The sequence below is a fragment of the Bradyrhizobium pachyrhizi genome (assembly GCF_001189245.1).
Lineage (GTDB): Bacteria > Pseudomonadota > Alphaproteobacteria > Rhizobiales > Xanthobacteraceae > Bradyrhizobium > Bradyrhizobium pachyrhizi.
Genome location: NZ_LFIQ01000084.1, coordinates 52,583 through 73,992 on the forward strand (window position 1 = coordinate 52,583; position 21,410 = coordinate 73,992).

Consider the following 21,410-nt stretch of genomic DNA (forward strand, 5'->3'; position numbering starts at 1 on the left):
CTGCCAACACCACGATCGAAGTTTCAGCCGACGACCTGACTAACGTCTGGGTCCGCGGCGGCTCGACGACCGGCTCCGAGACGCTGTGGGTCAGAGCATTCGACGGATCGGACTGGGGCAATTGGGACTCGTTCGCACTGACGACGACGAATTCGCTACCTGTGGTGACGATCAGCGATCAATCCGTGCACATGGATCAGTGGGTCACCGTCAACAACTGGTTGACTGCGTCGGATGCCGATGGAGATGCAATCACGACGTACCAGTTCTGGGACGGCGGCACCGCCGCAACCAGCGCCTATTTCTGGACTCCCACCAATTCCCACTGGGATGCCAACACGACGATCGAAGTTTCGGCCGCTGACCTCGCCAATGCCTGGATCCACGGCGGCTCGGCGGTCGGCTCCGAAACGCTGTGGGTAAGAGGGTTCGACGGAACGGCATGGAGCAACTGGGACAGCTTTACGCTGACGTCAACGGTCAACACGGCGCCGGTCGCGACCATCAACGACCAGTCGCTGCACGTCAATCAGTGGACCAAGCCACAGGGCTGGCTCACTACCAGCGATGCCGAAGGTGACACGATCACCAAGTACCAGTTCTGGGACGGCGGCACCGGCGCGAACAGCGCCTATTTCTGGACAGCCGACAATTCACACTGGGCTGCCAACACGACGATCGACGTTTCGGCATCCGATCTGGCCAATCTGTGGATTCAAGGCGGCTCGACAACCGGTTCGGAGACGATGTGGGTAAGGGCATTCGACGGTACCGCCTGGAGCAATTGGGACAGCTTTAATCTGACGTCGACCAATACGGCGCCGACCGCGACGATCAACGATCATACGCTGAACGCTGCGCAGTGGGCGCAGCTCGTCAACTGGACGACAGCGTCCGACGCCGATGGCGATGCAATCACCAAATACCAGTTCTGGGACGGCGGCACGGCTGCGAACAGCGCCTATTTCTGGACGCCCACGAATTCACACTGGGCGTCCAGCACGGCCATCGAGGTTTCGGCGTCCGATCTGGCCAGTGTATGGGTGCAAGGTGGCACCGCGGCCGGTACCGAAACCATGTATGTGCGCGCGTTCGACGGAACGAGCTGGAGTTCCTGGGACAGCTTTAACGTGACCACTCTGGCAAACCATGCACCCGACGCTTCGATCAGCAACCAGACTTTGCACGTCAATGAGTGGAGCCAGATCGGCAGCCTGGTGTCCTATTCCGACGTCGACGGAAATCCCGCGGCTGCCTACCAGTTTTGGGATGGCGGTACCGGCGCCAACAGCGGCTATTTCTGGACCTCTGCAAATTCCCATTGGGCGGCCGGCAGCGCGATCGACGTCAGCGCCGCAGACCTCGATGATATCTGGATGCGTGGTGGCGCCACCACCGGCACCGAAACGATGTATGTGCGCGCGTACGATGGCATTGACTGGAGTGCGTGGCACGCGTTCACGCTCTCGACCATCGTCTAGCTGCTCCGGCGTGACGTCGTGCGGACATGCGCCGACGAAAACGGGCATGGCGGCGCGCCGCGTCGCGCCGGCGAATATCGGGAGGCACGACCTAGCTTGGCGTGAAGATCACCTTGCCCTTGAATGCCGCCGCCTGCGCGATCGCCTGTGAAAAATCCTCCAGGCGATAGGCCCCGACCACCGGCGCGCTGATCGCTCCCGATGCGACCATCGGCACCAGATGGTCGTACATTTCGACCAATGCCTGGTCGGTCGCGGTCTTGTCCCAATGGCCGAGCCAGAAGCCGCGCACCGACACCTCGTTGAAGATCACGCTCAGGGCCGAGCCGGAGAACGGCTGCCCGCTCATCGCGCTGTAAATGACCAGCACCGCCTTCGGCGCCAGACAGTTCATCAGGTTCAGGGTCGAGGTGCCGCCGACGACATCGAGCGCCAGGAGGATCGGCGCCCCGCCCGTTTCATTGGCGACGCGTTTGGCGAGACCGGGGCCGTCAACCAGAACGACATCGCCGCCGATCGCCTTGACCTCCTCTATGACCTCCTCGCGGCGGACAATGTTGACAGTCTTGAGCCCGAGCGACTTGGCGATGGCGATTACCGCCCGCGCCGTGGCCGAGTTGGCGCCGTTCTGGATCACCCAGCCGCCGGGCGGGACTTTCACGAAATCGGTCAGCAACAGATAGGCGGTGGCCGGATTGACGGCGATCATTGAGAGCTGCGTGACATCCGCGTTGTCGGGCAGCGGACGCTGCCATGTTGCGGTGAATTTGACCCGCTCGGTCCAGGTCGGGACTGTGAACGGAATCAGCGTGCGGTCGCCTTCCTTCAGGTTCCTCACCTGCGCTCCGGCGGCGACGACCCGCCCGACACCCTCGATCCCGAGCGTGGCCGGCGGCGACGGCAGATAGCCGTAGCGCCCGGCGATGATCATGAAATCCGAATTGTTGATCGGCGCGGCCTCCACCGCGACCACGACCTCGTCGGGGCCGGGGCTGCCGACGTCCGGCACCTCGTTGAGCTTGACCACCTCCGCTGCACGTCCGAACGCAACGACCTGAACCGCTTTCATGGCGTGATCTCCCGATTTTATTATGTACTTTAAAGTACAGAATGTGAATTGCGTCAATAGCCGGACCTGCCTTCACGGCAAGGTGAAGGCTTCACATCCGACGCGGGAGTACATAAAAGACGGATATGGCAAGGCCGCGCAGCTTCGATCCGGACGATGTCCTGGAAATCGCCCGCCAGATGTTCTGGCAGAAGGGCTTTCAGGCGACTTCGCTCGACGACATCACGGCGGCGAGCGGCGTCGCGAAACCCAGCCTCTATGCGGCGTTCGGCGACAAGAACGCGTTGTTCCTGAAGGTGCTGGACCGCTATCACGACGGCATCCTCGGCTGGGCCGAGCGCGTGCTGGCGCAGCCGGGGCCCGCGCGGGACATCATCAGGCAGTGGCTCATCGGCTTCATTCCCTATTGCTCGGGCGAGAAGGGACAGCGCGGCTGCCTGTCGATCAATTCCGCGACCGACGGCTCGCTCGACCAGGTCGAGCTCCGCAAGAGCATCGAGCGCTACAACCGGCGGCTTGAAGAGCTGCTGCGCACGCGGCTGCGCACCGATCGCGCCCAGTTCAGGAAGGGCTTTGACCCCGACATCACCGCCCACACCATCATGGTGGTGCATGCCGGACTGCTGGCGCTCGCGCACCAGAGGCCGGATTCGAAGCAGGTGAAGGCCGTGATCGACCAGGTGATGAGCCTGCTCGCCTGAGTTTGTCGGCACCCGGCCTTCCGGCAGCAGCTCCGCTGCTCTCACGAATGTGATTATCTTACGATTATCATCTGATTGATGTCCTGATCTCGATGACCATGTCCGGGTTGGCTGTCATGGGCTTTCCGGATTTTGGGGATCAGATGAACAAACGGTTTTGGCGTGCGGCGCTCGTCGTGGTCACCGCCCTGCTGGCGAAGCCGGCGATCGGGCCGGCGCAGGCCCATGATCACCAGCATCCCGAATTGAACGCCTGGTATGAGAGCCTGCGCAGCGTCAAGGGCCCCTGCTGCGACGGCAGCGACGCGAAGCGTGTCGATGACGCCGATTGGGACACCAAGGACGGCCACTATCGTGTGCGGCTCGAAGGCGAGTGGGTCGACGTTCCCGACGAGGCCGTCGTCGCCGGACCGAACCGTGCCGGCCGCACCATGGTGTGGCCGTATTATCTGGACGGGCATCCGAGGCCACGCTGCTTCATGCCGGGCAGCATGGGCTAAAGCGGGATGAGTTTTGGTTGCATCGGCTTGCCGCGATCTCGGTTCACCTCTCCCCGTCGGGGAGACGTGAACTTTCGACGCCGTTCCAGCTCAACCTAATCTCATGGGCTTTAACCACCGCGCAGTCCCAGTGCGGCTGATCAGAGATCCAGCTGGATCCGGTCCTCGCCGTCGGCCTCCGGCTTCGCCGGCACGGCGCAGCAGATCAGCGCCTCGTCATCGGCCACCTCGGCGGCGGGCTGCTTCACATAGGTCACGGCGCCTGCCAGCAATCGCGTTCGGCAGGTTCCGCAATTGCCCTCCCGGCAGCTGAAGGCGGGGCTAAGGCCACGCGCTTCCGCCAGTTCGAGCAGCGTCCCCGCCTCCGGCGTCCAGCGCGCCTCCTTCGACGATGTGGTGAAGGCGACCGGGATCGGCGTCGTCGCCGGCGGTCGGCGCGGCGGCGCTGCGGTGACGAGGTCGGGCTTCCGGACCAGCGATGAAGGACCGAATGCTTCGGCGTGAATCCTGCCGTCGGCAATGTTGTAGCCGCGCAGGGCGTCATAGAGCGATTGGGTGAACTGCGGCGGTCCGCACAGATAGAAGTCGTAGTCATTGAACGGCAGGACGCGCGATAACAGCGCCATGTCGATCCGTCCCGCAGCATCGTAATCTGTGCCCTGCTCGGCGCCGCCGACATCGCCGAGGATGCGGATGATCCGCACCGCGCCGCCGGCGGCATCCACCAGCTGCTGCACTTCATCGCCGAACGCGCGGTCCTGTTTCGCATGCGCGGCCTGAAACAGGAATGTCGGCCGGATGCCGCGGGTGCGCAGCCCCTCATAGACCACGTGGCGCAGCATCGCGAGCAGCGGCGTGATGCCGACACCGCCGGCGAGCAGCACCGCGGGCCGCTTCTCGCGCGCATCGATCGTGAAGCCGCCGGCCGGAGCACGCGCTTCGATGATGTCGCCGACATGGATGGTGTCGTGGAGATGCTGCGATACGACACCGTCGCGCTTCACGCTGATCCGGTACAGGCCGTCCGACGGCGCGACCGACAGCGTGTAGGTGCGGATGACCGGCTTGTCGATACCTGGCAACGAGAGACGGATCGGCAAATGCTGTCCCGCCCGGTGCGGAAGCAACCCCGCACCGTCGTCCGGCTGCAAATGAAACGAGCGGATCAATCGGCTCTCGTCGACGATCCTGGCGACCTTGAACGGCCGCCACTGCGCGGCGCGCTCGGCGGCGCGGATCCGCTCGGCGGTCTGCACCCAGTCGCCGGTCATCAGCGAATTCGGCGACCAGCCTTCGGCCCGGAACGCCCAGCGCAACGGCAGCGCGCCGCGCCGGCGCACGACGCGGCGGGCACGGAAGCTCCACAGCCGCTCTGCGCCCTGAAACGCCGCGATCTCCGGCGAGTCCAGCATCACCTCGGCATCGCCGCTCAGCTGCAGCAGGTCGCCGGTCTCGAAATCGACGAACACCAGCCCGGCCTTGCCGTTGACGAGGATGTTGCCGAGCGTGTTGAAGAACAGATTGCCGGCGAAATCGGGGATCGTCAGCGTGCCGTCGTCGGCGACGCGGACGAAGCCCGCTCGGCCGCCGCGATGCGAGACGTCGACCTGGCGACGGTCCTCACGCTCGGCATAGGACGCCACGAAGAACGTGTCGGCCGCCTTGATCATGTCGCGCGCTGCCTGATCGAGCGACGTGCTCGCCTCGATCTCTCCCGCGAAAGGTTCTTCCGGCGCGCGCACGAAGGCGAAATCGCGGAGCTGGATATACTGCGCGCAATTGCCAAAGCTCTGATCGAGCTCGAAGCTGAGTGCCTTGCCCGACGATGCGCGGAGCAGCCCGTTGGCACGGTTGCGGCGCCGCGTGTGCAATTCGATCCCCAACAAGCCGATCGCATCGCCCTCGCGCATGCCTTCGCTGACGGGATCGCTGGCGTCGGGCCGCGCATCGATCTCGAGGCCGCGCGGCGTCGGCGAGGAGATGAAGCCGGGCTTGCCGGCCAGCAGTGAAGCCCAGGCGTCACCGCTTTGGTCGACGCTGCCGACGACGATGAAGGGAATCTGCGCGAAGAAATCGCGATGCTGGTCGGGCATGAAGTCCCGCACCGCGCGCTGGCCGACAGCCTCCATCTTCTCGGCGACGCCGACCTGCTGCTGGATCGCCTTTTCGCCGGCATGCCAGGTCGCGAGCTTGCTCTTGGTTCGCCTGTCGCTCATCGTATCACCCTCCCCTTTAAGGGTTGGACGGGCGCGCCCGACGGCACGCCCGGTCAGCAGGTCACGCAGCGGCCAGACCGACGGGGGTCTTGGCAAAGGCCACAAAGCCCGGCAGCGCCTCGATCCGGCGCAGCCACGCGTTGACGCGCGCATAGGCGGAGAGATCGACATTGCCTTCGGGCGCGCTGGACAGATAGCTGTAGAGCGCGACATCAGCGATTGTCGGCGCCGTACCGACCAGCCAGTCGCGACCGGCGAGATGGGCTTCGAGCCGCTTCAGCAGGACATGCGCCCGCGCGATCACGTCGTCCGGATTGTGCTTCGCGCCGAACACGGTGATGAGGCGTGCCGCAGCGGGCCCAAACGCGAGATCGCCGGCAGCAACCGACAGCCAGCGCTGGACCGCGGCAGCGCCCTTTGCATCCTGCGGCAGCCAGTCGGTGCGGCCGAGTTTGGTCGCGAGATAGACCAGGATCGCGTTGGAATCGGCAATGATGGTGCCGCCATCGTCGAGCACCGGCACCTGGCCGAACGGGTTGAGCGCGAGATATTCCGGCCGCTTCTGCGCGGCGGACTTGAGGTCGACGTCGACAAGTTCGTGCGGAATTCCCAGCAGGGACAAAAACAGGCGCGCGCGATGCGCGTGGCCGGAGAGAGCGAAGTGATAGAGCTTCATGTGCCGTTCCTGATGTGGTGGACGGGTTCATTCCCGACCGCCAGCTCAAGGTGGCCCATTGCATCGGTTATTATAATTGTCGCGATTGGAACTTCATTATTGCAAATATCGCAATAACGAGTTCCGGCTGTCTACATTTCTGCTCGGTAGAAAAGGCGTGGATGGCCGTGACGGCGTTCGGGGCGGCGCCCGCTAAACCTCAACGATCACGTAGTTGTCCTCGATGTGCACCGGGAACGTTTCGGCGACATACGGCCCCTTTTGCAACTCGGCGCCGCTTTCGACCGCGACCGGATAGGCGCGGATTCTGAACCGCTTGGGATCGAACCAGGACTGCCCGCTGCGCATGTCGAATTCCCAGCCGTGCCACGGACAGCGCAGCATCTCGCCGACGCGGTCGCGCTGATAGATGCCGGGCTCCGGCGAGGTCAGGCGCGCGACGCAGGCCGCCTTCTCCAGCGGCGCCCCCTCATGCGGGCAGCGATTGAGCAGCGCGAAGAACTCGCCATTGACGTGGAACACGACGATGTCGCGGCCCTCGAGGCCGAACACCTTGTTGCCGCCGGCCGGAATCTCACTGGTGCGCGCGACGATGTGACGGGTCATCGGAATCCTGCGATATTGGCGGCGAAGGTGGTGCGCTCCCTCGCCCCGTTCTTACGGGGAGAGGGTTGGGGTGAGGGGCTGTCTCCGCATAAACGGTGATAGTTGCGTTCGTGGAAGCTCCCCCTCACCCGGAATGCAGTTGACGATGCATCATAGCCGAAGCCTTGCTTCGGCGTTCTTGGGAACGGCCGCCGAAGGCGGCCTATGCCTCTCCCCGCACGCGGGGCGAGGTGAAACCGAGGCCAGCGCTCGATCCGAAGTGAAGTCATCTCGTCCTAGAATTTGTACACCGCGCGGGCGTTGGCATTGAAGATCTTGCGACGCTCGGCGTCCGTCAGCGGTGTCTTGAAGGCGTAGCGCGCGTCGTCATAGTCCCAATGCGGATAGTCCGACGAGAACAACAGCCGGTCGATGCCGACCCATTCGATCAGCTGCCGCAGGTGCCTGGCTTCATCCGGCTCGTCGATCGGCTGGGTCGTGAACCAGAAATGCTCCTTCACATACTCGCTCGGCCGGCGCTTGAGATGCGGCACCTCGCTGCGGAAGCGCTCGAAATGCTGGTCCATCCGCCACATCGTCGCGGGAATCCAGCCGAAGCCGCCCTCGATGAACACGATCTTCAGTTTCGGGAAGCGCTCGGGAACACCTTCCAGCACCAAGCTGGTGAGGTTCGAGGCCACCGTGTGCGCGTTCGACTGATGCTCCTCGCAATAATAGGACGGCCAGCCGCCGCCGGTCGGCGCATGCCCGCCATAGCCGCCGACATGGATGCCGAGCGGCAGGTCGAGCTCTTGCGCGCGTTCATAGATCGGCCAGTAGCGGCGGCGGCCGAGCGGCTCGTTGGCGCGCGGCGAGACGTTGATCTGGATGTATTCGCCGGTCCTGGCGCAGCGCTCGATCTCGGCGAGGCCGAGGTCGGAGCCGTCCTGCCCGACCAGGATCGAGGCCTTCAGGCGCGGATCGCGATGCGCCCAGAACGCCAGTTGCCAGTCGTTGATGGCGCGCTGGATCGCGGCGCCGAATTCCAGATTCTGCTGCGAGAAGATGAAGAGGTCGAGCACCTGCAGGATCCCGAACTCGACGTCGAAGGGATCGAGGTGCTGCTTGCGCATGAAATCGAGATCAGAGCCGGGCACGCCGCCGGTCGGCGGCCAGGCATCGCGCCGCGCGATCAGCGGCGAGGAACGTGGATAGGGCGTGGTGCCGATATAGGGCGTGCGCAGATGGCTGCCATATTCCTTCAGATGCTGCTGCCAGCGCTTCGGCAGGAACTCGTTGAGGTCGCTGTGTGCGTGAATGCTCGGATGGATGTCGCAATCGATGATCTTCAGCCGCGACGCGGCGGTCTTCTCCTGGTCGAGCATCGGGCGGTCGATGACGTCACTCATGCGATCCTCCTTTTTGTTTGCGCATGTTCTTGTCGGAAAACCGGTTCCCACTTTTCCGGATCATGCGCGCGAATTACGAATTCAGTTTCAAACGCGGGAACGTTTCAATCGGATTATCCTCGCACATCCGCTTGACGATGCTGTCGGGCAGATATCGCGGGATCGGATCGTCGCCGTCGAACTGCCAATGCGGATAGTCGGATGCGAACAGGAACATCTTGTCGGAGCCGATCTGGTCGATGATGTCGGCGACGCTTGTAGGATCCAGCGGCGCGTCGAACGGCTGCATGGTGACGCGGAAATGGTCGCGGATGATCGCGGCCGGCTCGCGCTCCACCCACGGCACCTCGACGCGCACGCCGCGCCAGGTCTTGTTGGCGCGCCACATGAAGGCGGGCAGCCAGCTGACGCCCGACTCCATCAGTACGACGGTCAATCCGGGATACTTCCCGAATACGCCCTCATAGATCAGGCTCAGCGTCTGCGCCTGGAACGCCTGCGCCTCGGCGAGATAATATTCGTAGCGATAGGACGGCCAGCCGATCGAGCTTGGCGCGCCGCGGTAGGCGCTGCCGGCGTGGATCGCGATCGGCAGCTTGTACTTCTCCGCGGCCTGATAGATCGGCCAGTAATGGCGCCGGCCGAGCAGCGTCTCACCCTGCGAGGGCACCAGCACCGAGACGAAGCGATTGTCGCCGGCCCTGCGCTCGATCTCCTCGACCGCGAGATCCGGCGCCTGGATCGGCACCACGATCGAGGCGCGCAGCCGCTTGTCCCTGGCGAGCCACTCGGCCGCGATCCAGTCGTTGATCGCCCTGCAGAAGTCCGCGGCCATGTAGGAATCGAACACCGCCTGCGCGCCGTAGACGACGTTGCAGATCGCGTGGCTGGCGCCGAGCTGGTCGAAAGCGCCGCGCTGCACCATGGCAAGATCGCTGCCGGGCTTGCTGCCGTCCGCCGGCCGCCAGTCGGCGCGGCCGGACAGCGGCATCGACGGCGGATAGGAATTGAGGTCGAGCCCGTCGATGGCGCGGCTGACGACCTGTTCCTTCCAGTGATCGCTCAGATAGGGCAGCAGCGTGGTGCGCGTTCCCCCCACCGCGGGATGGATGTCGCAGTCGATGCGCGTGGCCGCCATGGCGTTCCCCGGATTAATCTTCTTGTCGTCATTGTTGGCGGCATCGCTGCCACGGATCGGACTGTGACGCCGATGGCGCGATCGTGCAAGCCGATCCGCGCGGGGCCGCCCTGCCCTGTGCGCGCACCGCGCCTCACGCGAAGTTGCGGCATCGCGTGTGAATGGCGTCACCTGTCCAGACCGCGAGACGTGCTAGCGATTCCGCGCCGCGGAAAGCGCCGATGCAGGAGACGGGAATGAGGCTGGGCCGACTGACGATCCTCGCATGTTCATTGTCGCTGGCCGCGTCAGCCGCATGGGCCGCGCCTGCGGCCACCTCGGGCTCGGTGGCACTGGCGCTCGCCGGCGTGGTGGCGCCCTACTCGCCGTTGCCGGCCAAAGAGAAGATGGCGGTCGCCGCGTTCTTCAATGGCGACAGCAATGTCTCCCATGCCAGCAAGATCGTCGTCACCGCCGACAAGGTGGTCTGCCGCGCCAGCAATGTCGACATCACCTCGCGTTCCTGCGCGCTGGCCTTCGGCGGCAACACCCACACCGTGAAGGGCAGCGAAGCCAATGCGATGTTCGCGACCGTGGCGCTGGCCGGCGTGCCGCCCGACGGCGCCGCCGGCACGATCTACGAGGCGCTGTCGAAACTGTCCTGCACGCTCGATCCGAAAGTGATCAAGGACAAGGCCGGCGGCGGCGCCGATTGCAGCTTCGAGCCGGGAAACTAGTGCTACGAGACGAGGTCGAATAGCGACCGCGCCGGCGCTGCACTCCCTCTCCCCGTTCTTTACGGGGAGAGGGTTGGGGTGAGGGGCCGCATCCGCATATTCGGCGATAGCTGCGGTTGCGGAGACTCCCCCTCACCCGGAACGCATCTAGCGATGCGTTCCGACCTCTCCCCGCACGCGGGGCGAGGTGACACCGAATCGAGTGTTCGGCAAAAGCCTGCACTCAGTCTCCCTGCACGGCGACGCCCAGCCTCGCCGCGACACGGCGCGCGGTTTCCTCCCGCTGCTCCGTGATCGCGCGCACGGCCTGGCGCGACTGCTGCAGGATTTCGGGGGGCGCGGTCTCAGGCGTGCCGCTGTCGAACGGCGGCTCCGGCGCATACACCATATAGAGCTGGATCGCGCGCGCCGCATCGTCGCCGCGCAATTCAGCCGCGAGCCGCAATGCGCCATCGATGCCTGCCGTGACTCCGGCGGCAAAGACAAAGCTTCCGTCCACCACCACGCGTTCGTTCACGGGCGTAGCGCCGAACAACGGCAGCAGATGAAACGACGCCCAATGCGTCGTCGCCCTGCGCCCCTTCAGCAGGCCGGCCGCTCCGCAGATCAGCGCGCCCGTGCAGACCGAAAAGATGCGGCATGCTCCCGCCGCCTGCCGGTTGATCCAGCCGAGCACTTCCGCGTCCTCCATCAGGGCTTGCTGACCGAAGCCGCCCGGCACATGCAGCACGTCGAGCGGCGGCGCATCGGCCAGCGTCGCATCCGGTGTCAGCCGCAATCCCTTGATGTCGCGGACGGGCTCGGCGCTCTTGCCGTAGATGCGGTAGGTCGAATTCGGAATCCGCGACAGCACCTCGAACGGCCCGGTCAAATCGATTTGATCGACGCCTTCGAACAGCAGCGAACCGATCCGCAGATGAACATCGTGAGCAATCATCGAACTTCCCTCGAACTTTCCTTGCGCTATGGACAAAGCGAATCTAGCGCGGCAGGTTTCGGCGATGACGCCAACCAGCCCACGTTTTCCGCCAAACCGCCGCCGCTCGATCGAAGTGCTGGCCTATCCGGCCGTGCAGTTGCTCGACGTCACCGGGCCATTGCAGGTGTTCGCGTCGGCCAATGCGCTGGCGGCTAAGGCAGGCAACGCCGAGCCATATGAAGTCCGCGTGGTTGCAAAGGATGGCCCACACGTCGAGTCGTCCGCCGGTGTCGGGCTCGCGGTGCATCCGCTGCCCGCGATCGACACCGCGGTCGACACGCTGGTGATTCCGGGCGGCGACGGCGTCAACGCTGCGGCGGCCGATGCCGTCCTGGTGGACTGGGTACGCGAGCGCGCCGGGCAAGCGCGCCGCACCGCATCGGTCTGCACCGGCGCGTTCCTGCTCGCCGAATCGGGCGTGCTCAATGGCCGGCGTGCCGCGACCCATTGGGGATTTTGCGCAGAGCTCGCCGAGCGCTTTCCCGATGTCCGCGTCGAGCCCGATCCGATCTTCGTGCGCGACGGTTCGTTCTGGACGTCGGCCGGCGTCACCTCCGGCATCGATCTGGCGCTGGCGCTGCTGGAGGAGGATCTCGGCCGCACGGCGGCGCTTGCCGTCGCCCGCTATCTCGTGGTGTTTTTCAAGCGGCCGGGCGGACAGGCGCAGTTCAGCGAAATCCTGACGCTGCAGGCAACCGACGACAGGTTCAGCGCGCTGCACGACTGGATCAGCAACCATCTGGCCGGCGACCTCTCGCTGTCGACGCTGGCGAAACAGGCCGGCATGAGCGAGCGCAGCTTCAGCCGCCATTACGCCGAGGCGACCGGCTTGACGCCGGCACGCGCGATCGAGCGGCTCCGGGTCGAGGGCGCGCGGCATCTGCTCTCGGAAACGCGCCTGCCGATCAAGCGGATCTCGCAGCGCTGCGGCTTCGGATCGGAGGAGACGATGCGCCGCAGCTTCCTGCGACTGCTGTCGACCACGCCGCAGGACTACCGCGCCAGGTTTGCGATCTGAAGTGCGCGGCCGGCGTCCAATGCTTGACGCTCAAGCGAGACCGTCTCAGCCGTTCCAGGCATATTCCTGCAACGCTGCCTCCAGCGGCGGATTGGTGACGCTGCCGGTGTAGTTGGTGATGGTCGACGCCGCCACGATGGTGATCACCTCGAGCACGAGGTCCTTGTAGAACCCGGCCGCGAGGAATCGTTCGATCTCCTCATCGTCGAGCCGTCCGCGCTTTTCGATCAGCGACCGCGCCAGCGTCGAGAGCGCGCCGAGTGTCTTGTCGGCAGGCGAGCGGCCGGCGCGCATCGCATCGACATCGGCCGGATCGAGGCCAGCCTGCAAGCCGAGCGCGGAATGCAGCGCGACCGCCCAGGCGCAGCCATTGGTGACCGCGTCGGTGAGCAGCACGGTCTGGATCTGCTGCTCGGTGAAGCTGCCGCCGTGAACCTTGTCGAAGATGCCGATGAAGCTCTGGATCAGCACAGGCGACGTCGCCATCGTCGCCGCAAGGTTCGGGATCATGCCAAACCGCGCCTCGACCTCGCGCAGGACGGGCTTTGAGGCTTCAGGGGCAGACTCGAGCGTATGGACAGGAAAACGCGCCATCGGAAATGCCTTTCGCGGTGTTGATTGAACCCGAGTCCTCCGGACGCAGCTGAGCAGTTGCGATCCACGTGCGGGCCGGATTCGATGGAGGCTATCTAGACGCGCCCGGACGCGCGCGTTCGCCAAACTCCCCACATTCCGCGCCACCGGCGGCAGCGGCGACGTTGAGCCACGTCGCGCAGTCTCCACTAACCGCCGGCGCGGTCCTTCACCCGCCGCGTCACGATCCCGAGCAGTCGGCCGAGCGTGCCGGCGGCGGGGCCCTTCTTGCGCGCCAGCGCCAGCGGCGCGACGAGGCCCGTGGCGCGGTCGAGGCGAAGATAGGACACGCCGGCGGTCTCGAGCCGCGCCATCGATTCCGGCACGATCGAAATGCCGAGCCCGGCCGCGACCAGGCTGAGCGTCGACACCATCCGCGTCGCCTCCTGCGCCACCTTCGGGCTGAAGCCCGCCGCGCGACAGGCGGCGATGATGCTGTCGTAGAGGCCGGGCCCGGTCGGACGGCGGTAGAGGATCAGCGGCTCGTCGGCGAGCGAAGCCAGCGAAATCCGCCGCCGCGTGTCCTTGCGGGCGCGCGGATGATGGTCCGGCAATGCGACCACCATCTCCTCGTCGAGCAGATGCGTGATCGTGAGGTTCTCCAGCCGCTCGCTTGGCGAGCGCACGAATGCGGCATCGAGCCGATCGGCCTCGACGGCTGCGATCAGCTCGCCGGTCGAGGCCTCCTCGAGCGACAGCGTGATCGCCGGCGCGCGCTCGCGCATTTCGCGCATCACGCCGGTGACGAAAGGATGGAAAGCGGCCGAGGAGGTGAAGCCGATCGCAAGCTGGCCCTCCTGGCCGCGGCTCGCGCGGCGAGCGGCTTCCACCGCGAGGTCGGCGTCGCGCAGGATCGCGCGCGCCTTGCCGACGAAGGCACGGCCGGCGGCGGTCAGCTCGACCCCGCGCGGCTGCCGGCGAAACAGCGGCGCGCCGATCGCGGCTTCCAGCGCGCGGATCTGCTGGCTCAGCGGCGGCTGCTGGATGCCGAGCCGCGCGGCGGCGCGGGTGATATGACCTTCCTCGGCGACCGCGACGGCATAGCGAAGATGGCGCAGTTCGATCATCGGGCAATCCATATGCAACAGATATGCAAATTCCCGTATCCATATATTGGAAATTTGTCACGCGGCCAACTAAAGTCGGCTCAAGAACAAATCGAACCGGAGCCGCCCCGCCGATGGACGCCATCCCCGCCGCGCAAACCACCAAGCATGTCGCACCTGACGTCGGCGAGTTGTTCACGGGCTTCTTCATCCTCGGACTGAGCGGCTTCGGCGGCGTGCTGCCGCTGGCGCGCCACATGATGGTGGAGAAGCGCGGCTGGCTCACCGGCGCGGAGTTCACCGACCTGCTCGGGCTGTGCCAGTTCCTGCCCGGCGGCAACATCATCAACATGTCGGTCGCGGTCGGGTTGAAGTTTCGCGGCATTCCCGGCGCGTTCGCGGCGATCCTCGGCCTGATCGCGGTGCCGACCGCGGTCGTGATCGGCCTTGGTGTGATCTATGGCCGCTTCGCCGACGACCCGGTCGTCCGTCACCTGTTCGGCGGCCTCGCCGCCGCGGCAGCCGGGTTGCTGATTTCCACGGCGATCAAGATCGCCTGGCCGCTGCGGCGCGATGTGCTCGGCCTCTTCATCGGCGCGCTCTGCGTGCTCGCTATTGCCGCGTTCAGATTGCCGCTGCTGCCGACCCTGCTGACGCTGGCGCCGCTCAGCATCTTCCTCAGGTCGAGGCAGACGTCATGAGCGCAACCCTTGTCACGCTCGCGCTGATCTTCGCCGAGCTCTCGCTGCTCGCCTTTGGCGGCGGCAACACCATCCTGCCGGAGATGCAGCGTCAGGTGGTCGACGTCCATCACTGGATGACGGCGCAGGAATTCGGCGCGCTGTTCGCGCTGGCGCAGGCAGCACCCGGGCCGAACATGATGGTGGTGCCGCTGGTCGGCTGGCATGTCGCGGGCTTCTCCGGCGTGCTGGTGACGTCGCTCGCCAAGTTCGGGCCGTCGTCGTTGGTGACAGGCTTCGCGCTGCGGCTCTGGGAACGCTTCAAGGACCGGCCCTGGCGCCGCACCGTGCAGGCCGGGCTGGTTCCGGTCACCGCCGGGCTCGTCACCGCCAGCGCCGTCGTCATCACCCACGCGTCGGCCTCGAGCTGGGGCACGATCCTGATCGCGGTTGGCGTCGCGATCGCCACCACCGCGACGCGCATCCATCCGCTTGTCGCGCTCGCCGCCGGCGCGGTGCTCGGCCTGTCCGGCATCGGACAGCCCTGACGCTCTGTGTGCGGCGATGGCGTCTCGTTCCACGCGGCGGTGTGCGCGCTTTCGCCGCAATGGATGCGACGTCGCCAGCGGCTATGTTGATAATGCCATGATCGACACGCTCCGCATCGACACCCGCATTGCGCGCCGCGAATTGCGCGCCGGACGTCTGCACGCAGGCAATTAGCCGGCCGGCGATCGCACGCCGTCCGGATTCTTCGACGTCACCAAATCATTTCAGTCCGTCGCGTCGCGAGATGTCCGCGCGCCGGCGCTCGTGCGCCTCCGATCAACCGCAAAGATCAACCGATATGACCCGAACTGTTCAAAACAGCTTTACCGCCCCGGCATTGCCGCCGATCGTGATCACCGCGAGCGAGGCGCACCGCCTCAGCGCGCTGGCCGATTCCAGCATGGCGGTGTTTCCCCGCGTCGCCCAGTTCCTCGCACGCGAGACGGACCGCGCCCAGCTGGTCGCCGACGATGCCGATCTGCATGACGTGGTCCGCATGGGCTCGCTTGTCCGCTACCGCGACGACGAAACCGGCGACGTCAGGGAGGTCGTGCTCGTGTACCCGCACGAAGCCGACATCGCATTGCGGCGCATCTCGGTGCTGACGCCGGTCGGTGCGGCACTGATCGGATTGTCGGTCGGCCAGACGATCGATTTTCAGACGCCGAGCCAGCAGACGCGTTCGGTGACGATCCTTGCCGTGACACATGAGGGCTAGCGGCTTTACGCCGCCTGATGACACTGTCCCATCTCGATCCCGTGCCGGCGCCCGCGCGCGATGCCCTCGGCGATTGCCTTCACGACGATCTCGGCGTCGTCGGGGGAGAGATGATCGAGCGGCTGCCAGGCGCGCATGATGTCGCGTGCGCGATCGAGGTCGCCGTAGATTGCAAGGAGAGGAAGCGATTTGCTCGGCATGTCCGTTGCTCCCAACCGCAGCTGGGCGACTCTATCTTATCTGGACAGGTCGAGCCATGCGTCCGGCAACCGCGATCGCACGCTTTGCCGACCGCCGGTGCATGGCGAGGGCGCCCGCCCTCGCCATCAACGCGCGTCACTCCGCGCCGGAGCCGCCCTGCACGATCTTCTCGTTGAGCTTCTGATCGACGGTCTCGACCGTGCGGTCGATCTCGGCGCTGGGCGTGCCGAGCTGGTGCGAGATCAGCTTCACCAAGAGGTCGACGCGCTCGATGAAGGGCGCGCCGGCGGCAACCGCACGGGCCGCCGAGGACGGCTTGAGCAGGCTTTCCGCCGCCTTGGCGTATTTCGCGAACGGCACCTGGTCCGCGGGGTCGGCGCCGAGCTTGCGCGCGATGCCGTCGACGTGATCATAGATCGCCTGCGAGCGCGTCAGGTCGCCATGCACGGCGTCGCGGATCGATTGCGGCTCCGTCGGTGTGATGCAGCGATAGTTGCCGGTCAGCAGCATCGACCACTTCGCCAGCGGCACGAACAGCGAATCGAACACCTTCAGCTTCACCGGAACGTCCTGGCCGTCGAGCGTCACCGCGTCGATGTCGGCTTCGAGCTCGCGCAGCACCTTGTTGTGCTTGTCGTCGGCGAAGGCGGAGGCCTTGAAGTTGGTCGGCAAGCCGACATGCAGCACATTGGCCTTCTCCTCCGGCGGACGGAAGGCCTGCGGATCGGGCGAGCACAGCGTGACGAGGCCCGGCTCGAAGCGCTCCCACACCTGCGCGTTGGTGTAGGCCTCCTCGAGGTCCATGCCGGCGAGTGCGGGGATCCGCTTCAGATACGGCAAGGGCGGCATGTTCATGATCGACAGGCAGGGCAGCTTCGCCGCCGCGATCTTGATCATCAGCACGCGAACCGTGTGGTTGGTGTATTGCGGCTCCTGCATCGCAAGGCCGACCATGTCGTAGCGCGACACGTCGACATCGGCGGGCGTGACGGCGTCGAGCTTGCCCGGCAGATCGCGCGAGAAGATCGAGCGGTGCTCCTTCTCATCGCGCAGCTTGATCCGCACCTCGGTGCCTTCGCGATTGATCAGGTCGGCGGTGTTCTTCCGGCACACCAGGGACACGTTGTGACCCGCCATCAGCAGCTTGGTCCCCAGCAGGGAGCCGTAGGAAGCTCCCAAAATCAGAATGTTGCGCGCCATGCTCTCTCCAATAGCCCTTCTCACGAAAGGCTTGCTCTCCAAAATCCTGTCCGAAGTTGCTGCCGAACCGATGCCCGGTCGATATTGGCCGTCCCGCACCCACGGGCCGACGGTCGCCAAATCACCAGACAATCAAGACCAGCTGGTGTATGGTATGCCACCGTCTATCGCAGATCGACAAGCGGCTGCCAAGGGGATTATCTCGCGTGCGGACTTTCGTTCCGCGGTCAAGAAGGGCATTCGAGCTTGCAAGTCGCCGCCGACCCGACGGATCGGGCTGAAGAAATTCTAATCTCAGCTTCCCGGCTGTTTGCCCGCCACTCCTATGCCAACGTGACGATGGAGCAGGTCGCGGCATCGGTGCAGGCCGTGCCGGGCGCGCTGTATCACTATTTCCGCGACAAGGAAGATCTCATCTTCCACTGCTACCTGCGCGGCCTTGCGATCTATCGCCACGAAATCGAGGCGGCCGCCGAGCCCGGCATCGACGGGCTCGAGATCATCAGGCGCTTCGTGCGCGGCAGGCTGAGGCCCGAAGGCCAGCGCATGATCCTGTTCAGCGATATCGATGCGCTGGCCGCGCCCTACAGCAGCGAGGTCCACGCCAAGCGCTGGCAGAACGCCGCGCTGCTGGCGGACATCCTCGATCGGGGCGTGGCGGACGGCTCGATCGCCTGCGACGAGCCGCTGCTCACGGCGGTGGCGCTGATCTCCGTCCTGGACTGGGTTCCGTTCTGGCTGTCCGAACGCGACTACTACACGCGGCAACAGGCGATCGATGCCATCGACGACATCATCACGCACGGCGTCTACCGGCGCGAGATCGCCCTTCCCAAGATGCCCGAGCCGCTCAGCCTCGCCCCGTTCCTCGAAGCTCGCGCAGCGTTGAACAAGCGGGCCGCCAAGTTCGACAGGATGCTGTCGATCGCCTCGGACAGTTTCAACCGGAGGGGCGCCTCGGGCACGTCGCTCGAGAGCATCGCAGCCGATGCGGGCATGACCCGCGCCGGCATCTACTATCATTTCAGTGAAAAGGAGAGCCTGCTGCTGGCCTGCCTGCGACGCGGGCTCGCCGGCGAGGTCAGCATTCGGGAGCATCTGCAAGAGCACAGCCTTGGGGCATTCGATCACATCGTGCAGCGAATTCGCCTGCTGCTGATGCTGCACGACACGCCCCGCGGCCCGAAAGCGACCTACCACAACATCAACTATCTCAACGACGCAGACCGAAAAGCCTATGTCGGAGACGTGCTGGCGACGATCCGGCAAGACCAGAACAGCTATCAGCGCTGGATCGACGAGGGCCGTTTCCGCCGCATCGATACCTATTTCGCGGAGCGCATTCTCACCGGAATGGGCCACTGGTATCCGATCTGGTTCAAGACCAGGCGTGACTGGTCTCCAGCCGAGATCGCCGATCATTTCGCGCGGCTATTCCTCGCGGGCCTCAAGCCGCGCCGACGTCCGGGCTAAGGCGCCACGGTCGCAATCTCGGTTTTCTCCTTCCCCCTGAAAGGGGTAAGGTCGGGGGGTAGCGGCAGGCGATGCTGGATGAGAGCCGATCCCCACCCGCTTCGCTCTTGACGAGCGAAACAACCTCCCCTTTTCAAGGGGAGGTTTGGAGGCAGGCTACGACTGGTTCGGAACCGCGAATAAGCGTGAGCCCATCCAAAAGTTTACCTGTAATTCAAAACAGCGCCCGATTTCGGCGTCATATAGCCCATAACATCATAATACCTTCTGCTAAAACTTGACGCAGTATTCAAAGCGAAAGTTGCGAAGGCTCGGCGATTGGGGGTATGAGACGGCCTCGATCGCTAAAGATCAAGAAACACGAGCAAGGGAGAACGCAGGATGCATAGGCTGATCGTTGCCGCCGCGGCAGCGCTGACGGTGTTGGGAGGCGCGGCGTCCGCGCAGGAATCCATCAAGATCGGCTATATCGATCCGCTCTCCGGCGGCGGCGCCAGCGTCGGCGAAGGCGGCCTGAAGACGTTTCAGTATCTCGCCGACGAGTTGAACGCCAAGGGCGGCATCCTCGGCCACAAGGTCGAGATCGTCCCGCTCGACAACAAGACCAATCCGCAGGAAAGCTTGGTGCAGGCGCAGAAGGCGGTCGACGCCGGCGTCCACTACATCACCCAGGGCAACGGCTCGTCGGTCGGCGCGGCGCTGGAAGACTTCGTCACCAAGCACAATTCGCGCAACCCCGGCAAGGAAGTGCTCTACTTCAACTACGCCGCGGTCGATCCGGCGATGACCAACGAGAAGTGCAGCTACTGGCATTTCCGCTGGGATGCGAACTCGGACATCAAGATGGAAGCGCTGACCAACTACATGAAGGGCCAGCCGTCCATCAAGAAGGTCTATCTGATCAACATGGACTATTCGTTCGGCCAGTCGGTGCGATCAACGGCGCGCAAGATGCTGGGCGAAAAGCGGCCGGACATCCAGGTCGTCGGCGACGAACTGCATCCGATGCTCAAGGTCACCGACTTCTCGCCCTACATCGCCAAGATCAAGGCGTCCGGTGCCGACACTGTCGTGACCGGCAACTGGGGCCAGGACTTCGCGCTGCTGCTGAAGGCGGCGGCTGACGCCGGGCTCAAGGTCAACTGGTACACGTATTATGCCGGCGGCGCCGGCGGACCGACCGCGATCAAGCAGGCCGGCCTCGAGGGCCAGGTGTTCCAGATCAGCGAAGGCGTCCCGAACTCCGGCAACAAGGCGGCGATGGATTTCGAGAAGGACTTCCGCGCCAAGACCGGCATTTCCGTCTGGTATCCGCGCGCGGTCAACGAGATGCGGATGTTCAAGGCGGCCGCCGAGAAGGCCAATTCGATCGACCCGGTGAAGGTCGCGGCCGCGCTCGAAGGCATGAAGTTCGAAGTGTTCGACGGCGGCGAGGGCTTCATCCGCAAGGACGACCACCAGTTCTTCCAGCCGATCTACATCTCCTCGTTCGGCTCGCTGGCCGACAAGACCAAGGAGCCGTTCGACGAGGAAAACACCGGCTGGGGCTGGCGCATCGTGTCCAAGATCGACACCGCGCAGACGATGCTTCCGACCACCTGCAACATGAAGCGGCCCTGATTGGCCGCCTCTCTCCCGTCATTCCGGGGCGATGCGAAGCATCGAACCCGGAATCTCGAGATTCCGGGTTCGGTCCTGCGGACTGGCCCGGAATGACAGGTAAGTTCCTTCGTTCGACAGGTCTTTGATCACGTGAACCGTTCCAGTCTCAAGCGAGTGCGCCGTGGCTGAGCTGATCGTCATCTCGACGCTCAACGGCGTCCTGTTCGGCATGCTGCTGTTCCTGTTGTCCAGCGGGCTCACCGTCATCTTCAGCATGATGGGCGTGCTGAACTTCGCGCATGCCAGCTTCTACATGCTCGGCGCGTTTTTCGGCTTTCAGCTCACGCGCTGGATCGGATTCTGGCCTGCGCTGGTGCTGGCGCCGCTGCTGGTCGGCGCGGTCGGCATGGCGGTCGAGCGCTATGGTCTGCGCAACACACACAAGCACGGCCATGTCGCCGAACTGCTGCTGACCTTCGGACTTGCGTTCGCGATCGAAGAGATCGTCTCGATGATCTGGGGCAAGAGCCCGGTCGACTACCGCGTCCCGGCGGCGCTCGACTTCCCCGCCTTCACCGTGTTCTCCACCAATTACCCCGCCTACAAGATCTTCATGCTGGTGATCTCGGTCGTGATCTTCATCGCACTGCTGGTCACCTTGAAGAAGACGCGGGTCGGCCTGATCGTGCAGGCCGCGCTGACCCATCCGAGCATGGTCGGCCATCTCGGCCACAATGTCGGGCGCGTGTTCATGCTGGTGTTCGGCGTCGGCAGCGCGCTCGCGGGTCTCGCCGGCGTCATCGCCGGCCCCTCGCTGGTG

The 21,410-nt window shown here is 64.8% G+C and carries 22 protein-coding genes; 11 read left to right on the top strand and 11 right to left on the bottom strand.

Annotated features, from left to right (window positions below; translation table 11 throughout):
- The coding region (locus AKL29_RS19040; RefSeq protein WP_244482173.1) for a hypothetical protein at positions 1-1,481 on the top strand (1,481 nt) is incomplete at its 5' end.
- A 91-nt stretch (positions 1,482-1,572) separates the two neighbouring features.
- On the opposite strand, the gene AKL29_RS19045 is transcribed toward AKL29_RS19040, so the two are convergent.
- Positions 1,573-2,607 carry a zinc-dependent alcohol dehydrogenase family protein gene (locus tag AKL29_RS19045; protein WP_244482175.1) on the bottom strand — a complete coding sequence of 345 codons (1,035 nt, stop codon included), beginning with the start codon at positions 2,605-2,607 and terminating at the stop codon, positions 1,573-1,575.
- 68 nt (positions 2,608-2,675) lie between these two features.
- On the opposite strand from AKL29_RS19045, the gene AKL29_RS19050 reads away from it, so the two are divergent.
- Complete coding sequence (locus tag AKL29_RS19050; RefSeq protein WP_050385192.1) at positions 2,676-3,251, top strand: TetR/AcrR family transcriptional regulator; 576 nt, start codon at positions 2,676-2,678, stop codon at positions 3,249-3,251.
- A 143-nt stretch (positions 3,252-3,394) separates the two neighbouring features.
- Positions 3,395-3,751, top strand: a complete 357-nt coding sequence (locus AKL29_RS19055) for a hypothetical protein (protein ID WP_050385271.1) — start codon at positions 3,395-3,397, stop codon at positions 3,749-3,751.
- Positions 3,752-3,891: 140 nt separating this feature from the next.
- On the opposite strand, the gene AKL29_RS19060 is transcribed toward AKL29_RS19055, so the two are convergent.
- From AKL29_RS19060 to AKL29_RS19080, 5 genes are all read right to left on the bottom strand, one after another.
- On the bottom strand, positions 3,892-5,967 hold the full coding sequence (locus AKL29_RS19060) for a 2Fe-2S iron-sulfur cluster-binding protein (RefSeq protein ID WP_050385193.1): 2,076 nt from the start codon (positions 5,965-5,967) through the stop codon (positions 3,892-3,894).
- A gap of 61 nt (positions 5,968-6,028) precedes the next feature.
- Positions 6,029-6,643 carry a glutathione S-transferase family protein gene (locus tag AKL29_RS19065; RefSeq protein WP_028332932.1) on the bottom strand — a complete coding sequence of 205 codons (615 nt, stop codon included), beginning with the start codon at positions 6,641-6,643 and terminating at the stop codon, positions 6,029-6,031.
- 192 nt (positions 6,644-6,835) lie between these two features.
- Positions 6,836-7,249, bottom strand: coding sequence for a Rieske (2Fe-2S) protein (locus tag AKL29_RS19070; protein ID WP_050385194.1), 414 nt, complete (start codon positions 7,247-7,249; stop codon positions 6,836-6,838).
- Between the two features lie 275 nt (positions 7,250-7,524).
- Positions 7,525-8,637, bottom strand: coding sequence for an amidohydrolase family protein (locus AKL29_RS19075; protein WP_050385195.1), 1,113 nt, complete (start codon positions 8,635-8,637; stop codon positions 7,525-7,527).
- A 73-nt stretch (positions 8,638-8,710) separates the two neighbouring features.
- Positions 8,711-9,775, bottom strand: a complete 1,065-nt coding sequence (locus AKL29_RS19080; protein ID WP_050385196.1) for an amidohydrolase family protein — start codon at positions 9,773-9,775, stop codon at positions 8,711-8,713.
- A gap of 236 nt (positions 9,776-10,011) precedes the next feature.
- On the opposite strand from AKL29_RS19080, the gene AKL29_RS19085 reads away from it, so the two are divergent.
- On the top strand, positions 10,012-10,491 hold the full coding sequence (locus AKL29_RS19085; RefSeq protein ID WP_050385197.1) for a hypothetical protein: 480 nt from the start codon (positions 10,012-10,014) through the stop codon (positions 10,489-10,491).
- Positions 10,492-10,714: 223 nt separating this feature from the next.
- Here AKL29_RS19085 and AKL29_RS19090 read toward each other — a convergent pair whose 3' ends face one another.
- The gene (locus tag AKL29_RS19090; RefSeq protein ID WP_028332927.1) at positions 10,715-11,428 is read right to left on the bottom strand and encodes a DJ-1/PfpI family protein; all 714 of its coding nucleotides are present in this window, start codon (positions 11,426-11,428) and stop codon (positions 10,715-10,717) included.
- A gap of 64 nt (positions 11,429-11,492) precedes the next feature.
- On the opposite strand from AKL29_RS19090, the gene AKL29_RS19095 reads away from it, so the two are divergent.
- The gene (locus tag AKL29_RS19095; protein WP_050385272.1) at positions 11,493-12,488 is read left to right on the top strand and encodes a GlxA family transcriptional regulator; all 996 of its coding nucleotides are present in this window, start codon (positions 11,493-11,495) and stop codon (positions 12,486-12,488) included.
- A gap of 45 nt (positions 12,489-12,533) precedes the next feature.
- On the opposite strand, the gene AKL29_RS19100 is transcribed toward AKL29_RS19095, so the two are convergent.
- Both AKL29_RS19100 and AKL29_RS19105 read right to left on the bottom strand, forming a co-directional pair.
- Entirely contained in the window at positions 12,534-13,082 is a 549-nt protein-coding gene (locus AKL29_RS19100) for a carboxymuconolactone decarboxylase family protein (protein WP_050385198.1), read from the bottom strand.
- A 188-nt stretch (positions 13,083-13,270) separates the two neighbouring features.
- A complete protein-coding gene (locus AKL29_RS19105; protein ID WP_193395231.1) occupies positions 13,271-14,188 on the bottom strand; it encodes a LysR family transcriptional regulator in 918 nt (305 codons plus the stop codon).
- Positions 14,189-14,301: 113 nt separating this feature from the next.
- Between AKL29_RS19105 and AKL29_RS19110 the strand changes: the two genes are divergently transcribed.
- The 3 genes from AKL29_RS19110 to rnk all read left to right on the top strand — a co-directional run bounded on the left by AKL29_RS19110 (position 14,302) and on the right by rnk (position 16,114).
- Positions 14,302-14,868 carry a chromate transporter gene (locus AKL29_RS19110; protein ID WP_050385199.1) on the top strand — a complete coding sequence of 189 codons (567 nt, stop codon included), beginning with the start codon at positions 14,302-14,304 and terminating at the stop codon, positions 14,866-14,868.
- Entirely contained in the window at positions 14,865-15,395 is a 531-nt protein-coding gene (locus tag AKL29_RS19115; RefSeq protein ID WP_028332922.1) for a chromate transporter, read from the top strand. The genes AKL29_RS19110 and AKL29_RS19115 overlap by 4 nt, the downstream gene beginning before the upstream one ends.
- Positions 15,396-15,694: 299 nt before the next feature.
- Positions 15,695-16,114, top strand: coding sequence for a nucleoside diphosphate kinase regulator (rnk, locus tag AKL29_RS19120; RefSeq protein WP_038377294.1), 420 nt, complete (start codon positions 15,695-15,697; stop codon positions 16,112-16,114).
- Positions 16,115-16,119: 5 nt separating this feature from the next.
- Here rnk and AKL29_RS19125 read toward each other — a convergent pair whose 3' ends face one another.
- Together AKL29_RS19125 and AKL29_RS19130 are read right to left on the bottom strand one after the other, a co-directional pair.
- On the bottom strand, positions 16,120-16,314 hold the full coding sequence (locus AKL29_RS19125) for a hypothetical protein (RefSeq protein WP_028332921.1): 195 nt from the start codon (positions 16,312-16,314) through the stop codon (positions 16,120-16,122).
- 136 nt (positions 16,315-16,450) lie between these two features.
- The gene (locus AKL29_RS19130; protein ID WP_028332920.1) at positions 16,451-17,515 is read right to left on the bottom strand and encodes a ketopantoate reductase family protein; all 1,065 of its coding nucleotides are present in this window, start codon (positions 17,513-17,515) and stop codon (positions 16,451-16,453) included.
- 246 nt (positions 17,516-17,761) lie between these two features.
- Between AKL29_RS19130 and AKL29_RS19135 the strand changes: the two genes are divergently transcribed.
- The 3 genes from AKL29_RS19135 to AKL29_RS19145 all read left to right on the top strand — a co-directional run.
- The gene (locus tag AKL29_RS19135) at positions 17,762-18,988 is read left to right on the top strand and encodes a TetR/AcrR family transcriptional regulator (protein WP_160321762.1); all 1,227 of its coding nucleotides are present in this window, start codon (positions 17,762-17,764) and stop codon (positions 18,986-18,988) included.
- A 381-nt stretch (positions 18,989-19,369) separates the two neighbouring features.
- Positions 19,370-20,608, top strand: coding sequence for a branched-chain amino acid ABC transporter substrate-binding protein (locus AKL29_RS19140; protein ID WP_050385200.1), 1,239 nt, complete (start codon positions 19,370-19,372; stop codon positions 20,606-20,608).
- A gap of 163 nt (positions 20,609-20,771) precedes the next feature.
- A partial coding sequence (locus AKL29_RS19145) for a branched-chain amino acid ABC transporter permease (RefSeq protein ID WP_244482177.1) occupies positions 20,772-21,410 on the top strand: 639 nt, incomplete at its 3' end.

Bases quoted from the DNA above. Each gene is read 5' to 3' on its own strand.
- AKL29_RS19085 (WP_050385197.1), top strand. From the start codon at position 10,012: ATGAGGCTGGGCCGACTGACGATCCTCGCATGTTCATTGTCGCTGGCC.
- AKL29_RS19080 (WP_050385196.1), bottom strand. From the start codon at position 9,775: ATGGCGGCCACGCGCATCGACTGCGACATCCATCCCGCGGTGGGGGGA.
- AKL29_RS19140 (WP_050385200.1), top strand. From the start codon at position 19,370: ATGCATAGGCTGATCGTTGCCGCCGCGGCAGCGCTGACGGTGTTGGGA.
- AKL29_RS19095 (WP_050385272.1), top strand. From the start codon at position 11,493: ATGACGCCAACCAGCCCACGTTTTCCGCCAAACCGCCGCCGCTCGATC.
- rnk (WP_038377294.1), top strand. From the start codon at position 15,695: ATGACCCGAACTGTTCAAAACAGCTTTACCGCCCCGGCATTGCCGCCG.
- AKL29_RS19075 (WP_050385195.1), bottom strand. From the start codon at position 8,637: ATGAGTGACGTCATCGACCGCCCGATGCTCGACCAGGAGAAGACCGCC.
- AKL29_RS19070 (WP_050385194.1), bottom strand. From the start codon at position 7,249: ATGACCCGTCACATCGTCGCGCGCACCAGTGAGATTCCGGCCGGCGGC.
- AKL29_RS19090 (WP_028332927.1), bottom strand. From the start codon at position 11,428: ATGATTGCTCACGATGTTCATCTGCGGATCGGTTCGCTGCTGTTCGAA.
- AKL29_RS19050 (WP_050385192.1), top strand. From the start codon at position 2,676: ATGGCAAGGCCGCGCAGCTTCGATCCGGACGATGTCCTGGAAATCGCC.
- AKL29_RS19110 (WP_050385199.1), top strand. From the start codon at position 14,302: ATGGACGCCATCCCCGCCGCGCAAACCACCAAGCATGTCGCACCTGAC.
- AKL29_RS19060 (WP_050385193.1), bottom strand. From the start codon at position 5,967: ATGAGCGACAGGCGAACCAAGAGCAAGCTCGCGACCTGGCATGCCGGC.
- AKL29_RS19130 (WP_028332920.1), bottom strand. From the start codon at position 17,515: ATGGCGCGCAACATTCTGATTTTGGGAGCTTCCTACGGCTCCCTGCTG.
- AKL29_RS19115 (WP_028332922.1), top strand. From the start codon at position 14,865: ATGAGCGCAACCCTTGTCACGCTCGCGCTGATCTTCGCCGAGCTCTCG.
- AKL29_RS19105 (WP_193395231.1), bottom strand. From the start codon at position 14,188: ATGATCGAACTGCGCCATCTTCGCTATGCCGTCGCGGTCGCCGAGGAA.
- AKL29_RS19055 (WP_050385271.1), top strand. From the start codon at position 3,395: ATGAACAAACGGTTTTGGCGTGCGGCGCTCGTCGTGGTCACCGCCCTG.
- AKL29_RS19065 (WP_028332932.1), bottom strand. From the start codon at position 6,643: ATGAAGCTCTATCACTTCGCTCTCTCCGGCCACGCGCATCGCGCGCGC.
- AKL29_RS19100 (WP_050385198.1), bottom strand. From the start codon at position 13,082: ATGGCGCGTTTTCCTGTCCATACGCTCGAGTCTGCCCCTGAAGCCTCA.
- AKL29_RS19125 (WP_028332921.1), bottom strand. From the start codon at position 16,314: ATGCCGAGCAAATCGCTTCCTCTCCTTGCAATCTACGGCGACCTCGAT.